The 14,879-nt window shown below is 39.5% G+C and carries 8 protein-coding genes and 1 pseudogene; 2 read left to right on the top strand and 7 right to left on the bottom strand.

The window, feature by feature from the left end:
• Positions 1 to 316: 316 nt before the first annotated feature.
• Entirely contained in the window at positions 317 to 1,006 is a 690-nt protein-coding gene (locus AC5JM2_RS03545; RefSeq protein WP_495833534.1) for a conjugal transfer protein TrbI, read from the bottom strand.
• A 461-nt stretch (positions 1,007 to 1,467) separates the two neighbouring features.
• Positions 1,468 to 2,889, bottom strand: coding sequence for a tyrosinase family protein (locus AC5JM2_RS03540; protein WP_495833533.1), 1,422 nt, complete (start codon positions 2,887 to 2,889; stop codon positions 1,468 to 1,470).
• Positions 2,890 to 3,575: 686 nt separating this feature from the next.
• On the opposite strand from AC5JM2_RS03540, the gene sbcC reads away from it, so the two are divergent.
• Entirely contained in the window at positions 3,576 to 6,602 is a 3,027-nt protein-coding gene (gene sbcC, locus AC5JM2_RS03535; RefSeq protein ID WP_495833532.1) for an exonuclease subunit SbcC, read from the top strand.
• Between the two features lie 231 nt (positions 6,603 to 6,833).
• On the opposite strand, the gene AC5JM2_RS03530 is transcribed toward sbcC, so the two are convergent.
• Positions 6,834 to 8,696, bottom strand: a complete 1,863-nt coding sequence (locus AC5JM2_RS03530) for a hypothetical protein (protein WP_495833531.1) — start codon at positions 8,694 to 8,696, stop codon at positions 6,834 to 6,836.
• A 144-nt stretch (positions 8,697 to 8,840) separates the two neighbouring features.
• On the opposite strand from AC5JM2_RS03530, the pseudogene AC5JM2_RS03525 reads away from it, so the two are divergent.
• Positions 8,841 to 9,153: pseudogene (locus AC5JM2_RS03525) on the top strand (P-loop NTPase family protein); the annotation flags it as partial.
• 90 nt (positions 9,154 to 9,243) lie between these two features.
• Here AC5JM2_RS03525 and AC5JM2_RS03520 read toward each other — a convergent pair.
• From AC5JM2_RS03520 to AC5JM2_RS03505, 4 genes are all read right to left on the bottom strand, one after another.
• Positions 9,244 to 10,203 carry an SMP-30/gluconolactonase/LRE family protein gene (locus AC5JM2_RS03520; RefSeq protein ID WP_495833530.1) on the bottom strand — a complete coding sequence of 320 codons (960 nt, stop codon included), beginning with the start codon at positions 10,201 to 10,203 and terminating at the stop codon, positions 9,244 to 9,246.
• Positions 10,204 to 10,429: 226 nt separating this feature from the next.
• Positions 10,430 to 11,809 (bottom strand): guanitoxin biosynthesis MATE family efflux transporter GntT, encoded by a 1,380-nt coding sequence (gene gntT / locus AC5JM2_RS03515; protein ID WP_495833529.1) that lies wholly within the window; start codon positions 11,807 to 11,809, stop codon positions 10,430 to 10,432.
• A 541-nt stretch (positions 11,810 to 12,350) separates the two neighbouring features.
• Complete coding sequence (locus AC5JM2_RS03510) at positions 12,351 to 13,961, bottom strand: glycosyltransferase family 39 protein (RefSeq protein WP_495833528.1); 1,611 nt, start codon at positions 13,959 to 13,961, stop codon at positions 12,351 to 12,353.
• Positions 13,962 to 14,183: 222 nt separating this feature from the next.
• Positions 14,184 to 14,561: a hypothetical protein gene (locus AC5JM2_RS03505; RefSeq protein ID WP_495833527.1), complete on the bottom strand. Its 378-nt coding sequence runs from the start codon at positions 14,559 to 14,561 to the stop codon at positions 14,184 to 14,186.
• Positions 14,562 to 14,879: the final 318 nt, after the last annotated feature.

Genomic DNA, 14,879 nt, shown 5'->3' with positions numbered 1-14,879 from the left:
GTTGCAGAAAAATGATAAAATTTACATAAATTAGAATAAGCAATATCGCGGTTTTGCCCAATCACGCGCAATATCCTTATCTGTCACGCATTGAAATTGCATACAGCTAGAAGCGAGACTACTTACTAGCAGGTTGTTTTCTTCCGGATTTAACTTTAAAATTGCTGACTTGCTTTATCTTGTTTTCTGTGAAACAGGAGGGGTTGCTCTTTTGGCAGCCCCTTGGTAGTGTGAGGGCGGTTGGGTAAAGCACCCTGCCCCTTTGGAGCAGTTGTATTGCAAACAGATGGAACTCACGACCTAAATTAGGAGAAGCCTAATAGTAACCACGGGATACAAACAAACTAGAGCGTAGAGTGAGATCCAAATCTCCTCTTTGGGGTTCAATAACGATAACTTCAGTGTTTTTACGTCTGAGTAGAACACTTGCTGCTGCACCAGCACCTGCACCAAGTATAGGTTCAATCGCTTGAATTTTGCGATCGCCTGTTATCAATGAAATCACACTAGCAGCACCTGCACCAATAGCAGCATCTTGCACTATTTTATCTGTTCTACCTCCTTTACTAATTGTTTCCTTTCTGGTAATAGCCCGAGAAGTTGCATTAATAGACTGTCGTTCACCATTAGGAAGGATTAAGTCTTGAGCGACAAAATAAGTACCTTTTTGACCATTTCTGGTGGTTGGTTGCAATTGTCCTTCAATTTCACTTCCTTCAGGAATCAACACATTTCGTGAACTGTCTACAAGGTTTTTTGCTACTCTCAGTTTTATACGTGTCGTTTCATCAGGAGTGACAACAATTTTATCTTTGTCATATGTCATTGGCACTGTAAATCCAGCAGGAATTGAAATTCTTCCTGATGGTGTTTGGCTTCCTTGACCACGAAAGATGCTTTGTGCAGAAGCAGGAGCAAACATAAACATGGGTGCAATAGTACCTGTTGTTATTGCCATTGCCATGAGTCCGGCTGCTCCAGATTTCCAACGATGAAATTGACTCATAGTAAAGTCCTTTTGTTCTTTTTCTTAATGTATGAGTTCTTAATGTATGAGACGTGCTGTTACTGAGATTGTTTCTGGCTCTTTTTAAACCTGTCAGTAGGCATATTCCGAGTGAAAAGTGACTAGTGTGACGGTAAAAAGATGCAATTGTTCCTCTTTAATTCTTATACCGTTCATCTGCACTTATGAAAAGTAACGAAGGATATATATGACGCAAATCTTGTGAAATAGTTCCTAAATGTTTTTACATCCTATGTGTCCGACGATGTATATTCAGCAATAAGTAACGATAAGCTGAATCTAATCTCTTGTTTCTATTGTATTCTTTTGTTATTGGAATGGTAAATTTTTAGACTAATACATCTTTGGTTGACGAAAAGAAAAGGAAAAAGCTTATTACTTTCCTAGAAAGCTAAGAACAAAGGTGAAGACAATTTTAGTCTCCACCTTTACTCTTCAAGTTAGAAAGTATAAACAGAAATTTTCTGGAAGCGCACTTCGGAAAGTGGCTTGTCTTGATAGGTCGTCACTAGGCTGATCCGGAATTGACCAGACCATTTACCTTGTTTTTGTAGCGCCTCCACAACCTTAGTTGCTTCCAAAACAACTGTCGGTTTTGGATGCTTCTCACCAGTGTCATGGTTGCCATGCTCGTGAGCCATGTGTTCGTCGTGTCCAGAGTGCTCTTCAGCATGTGAGTGATTATGAGGTTCCATTGCGAACAACCCTATGGTTCCAACATAATTCTCTTGTTTCGGTGCTGAGTTATCATCCGGGAGATTGAGGTATACCTCATAATTCACGCCAGGCGGCTTTTCATATTCAATGCCTTCAAATACAAGCATAACTCTCTGGTTTTCCACCGGTAAGGCAGTGAATGCTGCTCTTTGGGCAACGGGAGAAATTGAAAACTCAGCTGCATTTGTTGTCAGCTGAATAACTTTTCCTTCTGGCGTAGATCCAAGAAACTCAGGCTGAGTTGAGCGTGGTGCAACAAATGACACGGTAGGTGGTGGGGGAGGTGGAGTCATCGGCTTATCGTCGTAAATATAATTTAACTGTGAAGCTGTGTCTAAGATATCTTTACCTGACATTTCCTGTTTTTGACCGTTTTCATTAAAGAAGACGAACTTAGTATTTATCCATGTTGAATTATTGACTGGATTAGAACGACCTTGACCTTGGTTCAACCACTGCTCCCATAATCGATCAATGTTGGAGTGATGTAGCCAGAAAATTGGGTCACGAGCAGCTAACAAAGGATCGCTCATCCAACCTGCTCCTCCTATAACCGTATGAATGACATTGTGAGGCTGGTTTTCCAGTTGCCCTCTAACATTAGGATTAGCAAATTGCATTGGCCCAGGCACTACGCCTCCACCAAAGGAAGGAGCCAAAGAACCTATATCAGAAAAGAAATTTACGTAGCTTAATGCAGTTCTATACTCAACCGAGTTTGCTGGTAGTGGTTGCCCTTGATTGATTTGGTTTCTCCGCTGACTCACATACAACGTATTTGAACTATCTGCAGGAATGCGAAACGGCTCTGGTAAAACACTCTGATTTCGCTCAGAATAATTCCAGTAGGGAAGTGAAAAGTTAGAATCTCCTGAAGCAGCTCGGACAATTCGCTCGAAAAAGTAAATATACATTCGATGCCAAGACAAGAAGAAAAAGCTTCCGTGCTGACATTGATTCCAAAATTGATTAAAGGTCGGATTTCTTAGTGAAGTCCCGTGCATGTTTGCCTGGAATATCCATCCAGTTGGATCGTTTTGATTGGCATTGGAGCGGGCTTTCATCACCTCCACACCCTTACGATACGCGGCAATTTCTGAGCCACCACTCTCTAATATCTTGTAAATATTGCGACGAGTCTGCATATGTTACTTGCTAAGTCCTGTTTACTAAGTGCAAAATCTCTAGTTTTGCGCTGTCAAATTAACAATCAAAATGAGTTTCTCGTTTTACTGAAAAGGTCAACTTTCTGTAACAATTCTTTACCTCTTCGCTGGAATTTAGACTACTTCCTTCCCGCCAGAACAATATCTATTTTTGAACCGCACCAGGCGCAGAGGAGCCAGTGCATTGCGGTGAGGCAGCGCGGTCTTGGGGGTTTCCCCCAGGAGCGACTGCCGAACCCCGAAGGGGTGAATCCAGCCAATAAACCCGTAAAAGGCAAATAAGAGGTAAGGGAAAATGGGGAAGATGGGGTGAATTTGAGAAGGGGTATCAGAGAAATTTCCCTGCCTGTGTGACTCTATGTGTTTTGCTCGTCTTTCTCCTTATACCCATGTCTTCTTTTTTGCCTGACATTATAAAGAGTTTAAAGCATCAAACAAACTTATTGTTTATCACAAGGAAAGAGGAAAGAACCTGATGAAAGATTAAATATTCCACGAAGACAGTAAAAGAAGTTTGCCTAATAAGAAAAATTTGCTCACTATATTGTTAACATTCGTAAAATTGGAGTGTTAAGGACTATAAACATGATAATAACCTAGCTAAACTAGCAATAAGAGCATTTGTACTGTTACTTCTAAAAAAAAGGTGTGGTGCCTAATCCTCAATGATTCCAATCCAACTCACCCTCAAAAACTTCCTCAGTTACTGTGACACGACTTTAGATTTTCGTGGGTTACATACGGCTTGTATTTGTGGTTCCAATGGCGCGGGAAAATCTTCGCTACTCGAAGCTATTACCTGGGCAATTTGGGGTGAAAGCAGAGCTCCTTCAGAAGATGACGTTATCCATACAGGTGCAAAAGAAGTTAGAGTTGATTTCATCTTTGAAGCAAACCAGCAAACATATAAAGTGATTCGCACGCGATCGCGTGGTGGAAATGGTGCTCTAGAATTTCAAATACAAACGCCTACAGGTTTCCGCGCACTGACTGGTAAAGGCATAAGGGTAACGCAAGATCTCATTTTAGAACATATTAAGTTAGATTACGACACTTTCATCAATTCAGCATACCTGCGTCAAGGTCGTGCTGATGAATTTATGCTCAAGCGACCGAGTGAGCGTAAGGAAATATTAGCAGAGTTATTAAAACTTAATCAGTATGACGAATTAGAAGAACGGGCAAAAGAACTCTCACGTCAGTTTAAAGCAAGAGCGGAAGAGTTAGAGCGCCTTTTGGATTCGTTAAAATCTCAACTGCAACAGCGTGAAGCAACTGCCCAAAAACAAGCCGAGTTAGAAGGGCAAATCAATCAACTGCAACAAGTACAAGCTTTTGAGAATATTCAATTACAAAGTTTGCAAGTTGTCCAGCACCAGCGACAAAACTGGGAGCAACAACTGAACTTTGTCAGGCAGCAGTATCAAAATCTGACTCAAGATTGCGATCGCCTTCAACAAGAACACTCAGCAATTGACAATCAACTATCTTCTTTAGAAGAATTTTTAACTCAAGAAGCTGAAATTAAAGCCGGGTACAATCAATACCAAATTCTCCAATCTCAAGAAGAAGCAATGGGCGCTAAATTTGAAGAGCACACTCGCGCCCAACAAGCACAGCAACAAAAGCAACAGCAGCTTACTAAACAAATTAACGAAATTGAACGGCAATTACAACACGCTGAAGCACAACTAGCGGCTTTACAGCAACAACAGCAAGAACTCCAGCAAACTCTCAGCAAGTCAGATGAAGTCGAAGCTGCCCTAGCACAACTTGCGGCTGCACGCAACCGTCTTGCTCAAATGGATCAGTTGCAACTACAAGTAGCTCCTCTTTTGCAACAACGAGTCACATTACAAAGTCAACTGAATCGTGCTCATGCTGGTTTAATGGCTCGATTTGAACAACTCCAAGCAACAGAGAACCAACTCCAACGTCAGCACAGACGCCAACCGCAACTGCAACAAGCAGTGATCGAAGTGGCAATGCAGATTTCGGAACTGGAAAAGAAGCGAGTTTATCTGCAACGAGTGCAGGAAAAAGGACAGGAAAGACGTCACCTGATCGAACGTTTGCAAGCGCATCAACGGGACTTTGAAAAACTATTGGGAGAATTACAGCAAAAGCTGCAAATGCTTCAGAACCCTAATGCTATCTGTCCTTTGTGCGAACGTTCTCTAGATGAACATCACTGGAATCGTGTGGTGGACAAAACGAAAGTAGAGTACAAAGATGCAGAGGACGAGTTGTGGATAGTCCGAGAGCGAATGGCTGTTTCCGACAGAGAAATTCAGGTTCTCAGGCAAGAATATCGAGAAATATCCCAACAATTATCTCCTTACGATACCTTACGCGAACAAAGAGGACAATTGGCAGCACAATTGGAGGTGACAAGTGATGTTGAGCAACAGCTACAACAGATTGTTGGTGAAAAGCAGCATTTGGAGCGATCGCTGCAAATGGGTGACTACGCCCATGACACACACAAAGAACTCCAGCAACTAGAACAATATCTACAACAACTCAACTACAATGAACAAGATCACGCTCTGGCTCGTAACGAAGTCGAGCGGTGGCGATGGGCAGAGATTAGATTAAGCCAAATAAAAGACGCAGTAAAGCGTCAAGCACAATTAGCAGCACGAAAACCAGAAATTGAGGCACAAATTACCCAATTACAAACCAGAATCCAGCAAGAAGCCACTGAATCTGAATGTGCCAGACAAATTGCTGCCCTTGAGCGCCAGATTGCTGAAATTGGCTACGTGTCAGAACAACATAACAATCTTCGGATAGCTGTACGCAAAACTCAAGCTTGGGAATTACGCTATCAACAGCTTGTCGGGACGCAGCAGCAGTATCCCCAACTCAAAACAAGATTGCAAGAGTTAGAGGTTTCTTTGCAGGCAAGATTGACAGAACGGCAAAGATATGGTTCACAAATTGAGAGCATCGTCCAACAGCTAGAAGAATCAGCAAACCCATCTACTCAAATTCAAGTATTAGAGCAGCAGATAACATCACGCAGACGGCAACTTGATGAACAAATTGCCCAGTTAGGACGCTTGCAGCAGCAGTCTCACCAACTGGAAACATTGCAAATTCAGTACGATCAACAGCAGCAGCAACTCCAAGAAGTAAGGCGACAATACCGTATATATCAGGAGTTATCACAAGCTTTTGGTAAAAATGGTATCCAAGCATTGATGATTGAGAACGTCTTGCCACAATTGGAAGCTGAGACAAATCAACTGCTTTCGCGATTGAGTGCCAATCAATTACACGTTCAATTTGTGACACAAAGAGCCGGAAAGAGTGGTAAGGCAAGCAAGAAAAATGCCAAGCTGATAGATACGTTGGACATTTTGATTGCAGACGCCAGAGGGACGCGGGCTTATGAAACTTACTCTGGTGGGGAAGCGTTTAGAATTAACTTTGCCATCCGTTTAGCCTTGGCGAAATTATTAGCACAGCGGGCGGGGGCGGCGTTGCAATTGTTGATTGTGGATGAAGGATTTGGGACACAAGATGCAGAAGGATGCGATCGCTTGATTGCTGCGATTAATGCGATCGCCTCTGATTTTGCTTGTATCCTCACCGTAACTCATATGCCTCACCTCAAAGAAGCTTTTCAAGCCCGAATTGAAGTGAATAAAACTCAGCAGGGTTCTCAGGTGCGATTGTTGATTTAAGACTGCACCAGACATCTAAAAAACTTTTGGGTGAAATAGCATTAAATTAAGTGCAAATTTAGTGCATAATCAACCCAATGATAAACATTAGCCGAGATATACATTCACTCGCCCAAAGGGTACTGCGCTGCGCACAATCGCATTAACTAAGTTGTTCTTTGTGAAGTGCGATAGATAATCACTGATATTTGAAACAGCGTTTAATGATGCAAGGTGTTAAACAGCAAAAAATTACTCAACAGGAAGGTAAGTATCAATAACTTGTTTCAATCTATTAATATCTTTAAGATTTTTCTTAATTGTGCTAAAGTCATCTAAATTTTCTCTAAAAGAGCGCCAATCCGCCTGTATGCAAACATTAAGAGTTATAGATTTCTTGAAGAGAGATTCAAAAATCCTAGCACAAAAAAATGAATTATGTATATAATGATTTTCAAAAAATACTTTGAGAATATATTTCCATTGTTCATTACTGAGATTATCTGTTATTTCAATCAATAATTTAGCATAAAATTCGGAATCAGAAAAAGAATTAGAGGAGACAAATCTCCTTACTATTTCTAATTTATTATTTTGAAATATAGGTTTTAAGATATCTTTCAAAAAGTCTTCAAAAAATTGTTGACGGTATTCATATTTAACTGATAGTAAATCATTAAATTCTAATCGCTCCAAAAATTTTATCACTGATTCATTTAGTCTGCTAATCACAGTTGATACTTTTGTGCAAGATGATGAGTACAGATAATATTTACGGGCTTCAAGTAATTGTTCTAGAGAAGTATTTTCAAGCAAAAACAAGAGACGTTGTTCAAAAGATTCGTAGAGTAGCTTGTCTTCCTGTATAATCTGTGATAATCCATCTAGTATTTCTTCTAAAGAGGCTTCTTTTATTTTCTCCATTAAGTAAGGTTTAATTTTATCATTCAATGAACAATCACCCTCTGACCTCATTGAAATCAATTCATTAAAAGTGGCTTTGGGAATAAATTTTTCTAATAAAGGTTTTATTATTTCATTGATTGAGTTATATTGTAACTGATATTGACAATTTTTTTTGAGTGAGAGTAGCTCCTCTAGAGGAAGTTGAAGCTTCGTATCTATAGTTTGTTTTAAAAATCCTATACGAGTAGCCATTGATAATATATCTAAACTGTCGCTCGATGGAGATTCATTAAATTCAAACCATTTTCGTTCAAAGATTTTAAGTTTCTCAATGAAAGCTATAGCTTTTAATTGGCATGGTTCAGTAATAGAATCCCAAATCTTAACTTTTCCTAAATAGATAATTACTTTATCCCAATTTGTATCAACGACTTTGTTGAGAATAATATCAGACATTTTATCATTCAATATTTCTCTTGTTTGTTCCGGATACATACTTGATATTGCATGAATGGCGGAAAATTGACGTGCTTTTTCATCTTCCGGAAGATCTTCTGTTAACAAGCTTATTGTTAATCCTATAACAACATCTTTAATAAGAGCCAAGCGAGCGCGAGCTAACGGACTTTTTTGAAAATACTTTATCGCCAGTTCTGAGTCTGTTGGGAAATACTCAGAATTAATATATTGGAAAATTCTTTCACGGGCTGCACGACCTTGAACTGGTGGTCTTTCTAAAAGGTGTGTAATAGCACTTCTTAAGTGATAGCGTGCTAATTCTGCTGTCGCCTCAAATGGTTCCTCCAGAGATGTCATTGAGGGATGAGCGCATCGGCTTCTATCTTCAAATAATCTTTCAATATCTGACATCTCAACAGTCGAGATTAATTCAAATGGGTTGAGCGCTTTTTTGGGAATATCTGACTCAAACTGCCAAAGCTCTTTGAACTTTTTTTCGGAACTCAGCTTTTCAAATTGTTCCAATAACTTTGAAGCTTCTTTATCTTCTAAAAGCTCTAATTCTCTCAGTTTATGAAGAAAATCAAATACTACTGCATTCCATGTTGCCACAATACAAGAACGGTATGCTCCTGCTCTATAACAAGCTACTGCTTCTTTGATAAACTTTTTTGCTTGCTTATCTCTACAACGTACTATTAACTCATCTAAATCAATGAAAGCTTCGTACATAATCTGGAAACGACTCATTTTTTACCATGTATCAGTATGGTAACCTAAGTATATGCCTACCTGCTGAAGTTAAGAGCGATCTGCCGTTCGCGTAGCATGCGCTTTGCGCTTAGGCAGCAGCGAAGCTATCGCCACGGCTTTAATCAATGTCTTGCTATCTCCGGGATGCGGGCTTATGAGACTTAATTCTGGTGGAGAAGCATTTAGAATTAACTTTGGAATTCGTTTAGCTTTGGCGAAGTTATTAGCACAGCGGGCGGGGGCGGCGTTGCAATTGTTGATTGTGGATGAAGGGTTTGGGACACAAGATGTAGAAGGATGCGATCGCCCTTGGCGTCTCTTGCTTTGCGCGATCGCCTCTGATTTTGGCTGCATTCTTACCGTCACCCATATGCCCCACCTCAAAGAAGCCTTTCAAGCCCGAATTGAAGTGAATAAAACTCAGCATGGTTCACAGGTGCCATTGTTGATTTAACAGTTATCAGTTATCAGTTTCACTGTTTACTGTTCACTGTTCACTGTTTACTGTTTACTGTTCACTGTTCACTGTTAAGCGTTCACTGTTTTAAGGACTAGGAATACTCGAAACAGTAAATGGTAACTCAGGTGTCAGTCCCGATCCACGTTTATCAAATTGAGAGTTGACAACTAGCAGCTGCTTCCTAACTTGGGCAATAGTAGTCGGGTTAGCCAACGACGGATCAGTCGTGCTAGAGACAACAGTACCTCGGGAGAAATCGTCTTCTAGTTCAACTTTGACTATCAGCTTTTGCTGATTACGCACAACGTACAAAATTTGCTTTTTACCGCGCGAGAGCAAGATACCATCGCCATTGGTTAATTGCTCACCGCCTAGATCAATTTCGGTGACTTGCTTGCTATCAATGTCGATACGAAACAGCTTTCCTGTGTTTGACTGCACAACTACCAGGTACTTACCGTCTAAGCTTGCGGCGATACCGTTGAGGTTTACTCCTGACTGGTACTCTAGACTCGTACCAGTAAAATCGAGCCAAGCCTCAAACTGAATTTCATTTGCCTCATTAATCGAAACTTTGTATAAAGTTGGATCATATGAGTCGGTGAAATACGCATCTCCATTCAGAGAAATAGCGACATCATTGATGAATGTAGAAGCCTTTTGGTTCTTAAACTGACCGAGTAGTTCGCCACTGCGGGTGTCGTAGACAAATATTTGACCAGTATTGCCTCCTGCTACAAACAAACGAGCTTTGTCGTCCACTTTTAAGCCGAGCGCTGTTGTGCGCCCATCAGCACCACCGGGTAAGAATACCTCTGCGGACTCCTCTTGGAGATTTCCTCGAAAAATTGTGCCGTCTGTGGTGCTGCTCACAAAAAAGTCCTTGGTTTTGGGTTGGTAGGCAATACCTTCTGGAAAAACCGTCTCTCCAGGAAGGATATAGCGGTTGAGACTGATAACCTTAGCTTGGGTGCTAGCAAAATCGAAAGTAATCAATGAGACTACTACGACTACGAGCAGTAAAATAAACTTTAATCTTGACATCAGTTTTTTTACGTGTACTTTAGTTAACAATCTCAAACCAGAGAAGAAAAATCAAGGGTTCACAGGTGCGATTGCAATACGGTTCAGTTAACGTAATTGTTGCTCAGAAAAACCCAGTTTCTCAAAGAAACCGGGTTTGTGTTAAGCGTGCTTATCACCAACCGTATTGGGTGCGATTGTTAATTTAGCAAAATTCGGCAATGCGTCTAAGAATAGACAAATGCTTTTAGGTTATGTTTGTCGTTGCGATCTGCTGATGATGAGTATCGTGGTTGTGAAACGTTCTTGGCAGCTGTATCACAAGTATCACCATGCTGGTTATCATATACAAACAAAGAGCTAACCACAAAATATGGTTACTATGAAAATACCAAGCAACAAAAGCTAAGGGTATAAATCCAACTCCAAGGGCAGTTAAGGAAGAGTTACGTAGAGTCGAACCTTCTGCCAAACCAATAAAATATCCCTCTAACATGAAAGCGATCGCCGCAAACGCTAATACAGGTAGTAACCAGAGAGTGTACTTATCAATGTCATTGGTGAGTTCAGCATGATTAGTTAATAACCCAAATATCGTCTTTGGAAAGACGATAGATACTATTGCCCAGGGAAGTGCACACAATAAACTAGTGAGCGTAGCAACTATAACAAGTGGCAGTAACTTTTTGGAATCACCTTTACCTTTAAATTTACCCGTCAGGCTTTGGGTGGCGTGTCCGACTCCCTGAATGACGAAAACGCTTAAAGTCACAACTTGTAATAGCAAACCGTTTTCAGCCAATATTGTTGTCCCCATTAACGAACTCAAATTGGTGAACACGGCTAAAGCTGTAATAAAAGTTAAATACCTGATAAGTATGTTTCCATTCAAGCCAAAGGAGACTTTAAGGGCTTGCCAATCCAAAACCTTTTGCAGAACGGCGGGGAAATCCTGCCATTTGATATTAAAGCACGCAAACATCAGACCTACCAACAGCGTCAAATACTGGCTAATAGCTGTTGCTAGTCCAGCCCCAGCAGTTTCCCAACCCCAATTGATAATCATTACGTAGTCCAGCACAACGTTTGCTGCGTTACCAATCAGGGACATCAGCAATACGAAGCTATTCATCTCTCGCCCAAAAAACCAACCAATTAGGACATAGTTCAGCAAAACTGCAGGTGCACCCCAGATTCGAGCATTGAAATAAGCAACACCTGCATCTTTTACCTCTGAATTAGCACTTAATAGGGTAAATCCCAGTTCTCTTATGGAGTACTGGAAAATCAGAATGAGTGCAGCTATTCCCAAGGCGATTAAGCCATTTCGCAGTCCCACTAGCATCATTGCGTTGAAATCCTCTCGTCCAACAGCTTGCGCTGTCATACTGTTGGTTGAAGAGCGTATGAATTTCAAAACGCGGTAGAGGTAGTCAAACAAGATTGTAGCCAGGATAACTCCTGCTAAGTGACGGATTTCAGACAAGTGTCCCAAGAACGCCACATCGACTAACCCTGCTAGCGGTACCATGATACCTGAGAGAATATTGACAATTGCTAATCGGCAAAAGCGATTTAAGAAATCATATTTAGCATCATGTTCACTCGTAAGGTTAACAAAAGCCATAAATTTTCCGCGCTTGCTGCTTGCATTCAATCAAAAATTATTCCTATCTTTAAACCACCATTATCTTGAGAACTCAACTCAATAGAACAATTTTGGGAACATCTTAAAGCTGAGTTACAGTGGCAAAACTGTTCAACCCTCAATCAGTTATACGATCAGTCTTTATCCTTTAAGCTGTGCTGATCGTCACAGAAAATCATAGAACAGATAACTCCTGAGTTGATTATCTGGCTAACTGGCTGGGACTTTATCATCTCTGCTATATTAAGCTCATCTTTACATAAAAAAAGTTATCCATTGACAACATACTGATCAAGCTCTTTTAGGGGCGATCATTGCGACCGAAATTCTTACGAATGTGAGCTACTAAAACGCTTTTATAGTAAGGTTTTTAGCTTCTGTGTGGCGGAAAATGGCGCATCTTGTCATGCCCAGTACTAAAAATGCGACTTTTCATTCAATACGAATAAACAAAAAGATGCTATTGCTTCCTTTGCCAGATGAATTAGGTAGGAACAAGTACAAAACCTTGAGTACTTTGTCAAGAACGATTTAGGACTACCATATATTTTGAACTCACATACATACCGAAGTCTTGATAGAAATATGGTTTCCCCAATTTGGATTCCGAAGCTACTATAAACTTATCAGCAGATTCAAATTTATTTGAAAAATATGAGTCATGACCTTTAATTAAAAACAAGTGAACTCTTGTTTTCTTGATCATTTTATATTTTAGAACATTAAGTACATTATATAATAATTCGTTATACCCTTCAATGTTTCCATCCATCACAACAAAAAACATGTCTATAATTTCTCTTTGTCTAAAAATTATTGATATCTTCGTATTAATATTCTTATTAATTTCGTTAATCTTATTGGTTCGCAATACGACAATTTGTTTGTCCAATGGTATCTTTTTAAAGTAATAATTTACGGTTCCCTGAATAAAATCAGGATAAAATATAATCAAGTCATTTTTTTGCCACTCCAACTCCACTAGTCGAGCCACTTCTCGGTTTTCTTCCACAGGTTTATAGGCTTGATGAGTTACCCAGTTCGCTGTATAGCTTAGGCTTAATACGATTAAGCATACAATAGATGCTATTTTGATTTTATGAGTTGGTATAGTTGCTATTTGTAATGCCACAAAAGCAACAAACGGCACTAGACTAGGCAAAATAATTCGATAATAAAATATTGGACTATCTATTAGAGAATAAACTAAAATTACTACCCAAAAAATTATTGTAGCAGCTAGAAAAGGAAAGCTAATTTTCCACTCACCAAAAAAAACTGAAAGAGCGAAGATACCTGAAACTAAAAACGCAAAATAAGGAATAATACTAATTGGTAAATATAAAGAAGATAAACCGAATACATATTTAGCCGTGGATGATATTAAATCTAAGTTAATATCAGGCATCCACCACCAAGTATCTTGAATTTCTTGTACTTGTTTTAGCCAGAAAAACTTAAGATAAAGAAACGTAATGGTAGGTATGATTATTGCTACAGCCAGTTTTAAGTATTGTATCTTTTTTATAGGTAAGAAAGCTTGAATATAAAGAAAACAGACAATACTAGGTATAAGCATTATCCCAACTAAATGCGTACATACCGCTACAAACAAGCTCAAACATAAACCAATATATCCTAAAAATTTTTCTGGTTTAGCTATGATATGGGAGGCAAATAGAAACGCCAGAGATGTTGCAAAAACTAGTAAAGGGTAAGCTTTTAGCTCTTGTGAATATCTTAGCATTATTGGTGTTGTTGCTAAGTAAACTCCTGCAAGCAGACTAGCTAGAGGGGAGTATTGTTTAATCCAGCTAATGACAATAGTTAAAGTTCCTAGACTCAAACAAACTGAAAATAATCTGAGAAATTCTTCTTTTTTGCTGATTTTACCCCAGAAATAAAGCAAGATATAATATAAAGGTGGATGAACATCTCTTCTTAACTCCCTAAACATTTCTACAATGTTGGGATGTGAAATTTTGTGAATGGTAAAATACTCATCATTCCAGAGTCCTTTATTTAAGCCTATTAGATCTAAAATCACTGCCAAAAAAAGAATTCCGAATAAAGCATAAGGGTAAATATTATTAATGCTTAGGAAATGAGCAGTACCTGTTTTTTTACTCATTTTATTTCATCCTTAATTTTGAAATATTCTAACTTATTTATTTTTTATTTTTGTTTAGAAGATAAAAAACAGGTACTGAACAACTCTATTTTTGGTGTTATACAAAATGGGGATGAATAGCGAACCGCCAAGACAAGGCAGCGCGTTGCGGTGATAAGTCTGTTGTTGAGGTTTCCTCCGATAGGCGTAAGGCGTGGCCGTTCCCACTAGCGCGCAAGCCCATTAACGTTTTGTACAAGCCTGCTGCATTAGAATATTATTGTCTTTATACACCTCTAAAGTTCCAGACTGCTGACTATCCAGCGTGCCATCCCACACCCAATATTGATAATTGTTATTCCGAAACTTATACACTCGAACCCCTTCTGTAGCTTTGCTAGTTCCTCTGCCCAAACTCAAATCACCGTGGGAACTTGTAGAGCGGTAGAGAAGTTCACCCGAAGAATACTTTTTCCAAATATCGATATTGTATCCACCCTGGCATTTCATACTGAGGATTAAGTCAGCAGTAGAATCAGCAGAAGCTCTTAAGGAGAAATTACCCAAAATACAGGTTGTTAGAGCAAGGAGTAACGTGGATCTTTTCAGTAGTGTTTTCATAGTTTTTCCTATGGGTTAAGTTTTGCGAGAGTTTTTACTCTCCATGTGGTTGTGTTTGCTTTTGTGAGAGTCATATTGCTACCCTCATATTTTGAACTACATCTAAGTAGAACGGCGCAAAAAAACCGAAGTATGTAACGGAAAGTAAAGTTGCCCAAAAAGCTCTTCTCTTCTGCCTTCTGCCCTCTGCCTCCTGCCTTGTCATAACGACAATTTTCAACACCGACCTACTTACTCTGACAATTGCTTTCAACAATTTCTTTGAGTTAGGGACTTCCAAGCAATAAAATCACCCAAAGCAAGAATGATAATCATTTG

This window comes from Brasilonema angustatum, assembly GCF_059505445.1.
This window is presented reverse-complemented; position numbering and strand designations above follow the sequence as displayed.

Bases quoted from the DNA above. Each gene is read 5' to 3' on its own strand.
- AC5JM2_RS03545 (WP_495833534.1), bottom strand. From the start codon at position 1,006: ATGAGTCAATTTCATCGTTGGAAATCTGGAGCAGCCGGACTCATGGCA.
- AC5JM2_RS03540 (WP_495833533.1), bottom strand. From the start codon at position 2,889: ATGCAGACTCGTCGCAATATTTACAAGATATTAGAGAGTGGTGGCTCA.
- sbcC (WP_495833532.1), top strand. From the start codon at position 3,576: ATGATTCCAATCCAACTCACCCTCAAAAACTTCCTCAGTTACTGTGAC.
- AC5JM2_RS03530 (WP_495833531.1), bottom strand. From the start codon at position 8,696: ATGAGTCGTTTCCAGATTATGTACGAAGCTTTCATTGATTTAGATGAG.
- AC5JM2_RS03520 (WP_495833530.1), bottom strand. From the start codon at position 10,203: ATGTCAAGATTAAAGTTTATTTTACTGCTCGTAGTCGTAGTAGTCTCA.
- gntT (WP_495833529.1), bottom strand. From the start codon at position 11,809: ATGGCTTTTGTTAACCTTACGAGTGAACATGATGCTAAATATGATTTC.
- AC5JM2_RS03510 (WP_495833528.1), bottom strand. From the start codon at position 13,961: ATGAGTAAAAAAACAGGTACTGCTCATTTCCTAAGCATTAATAATATT.
- AC5JM2_RS03505 (WP_495833527.1), bottom strand. From the start codon at position 14,561: ATGAAAACACTACTGAAAAGATCCACGTTACTCCTTGCTCTAACAACC.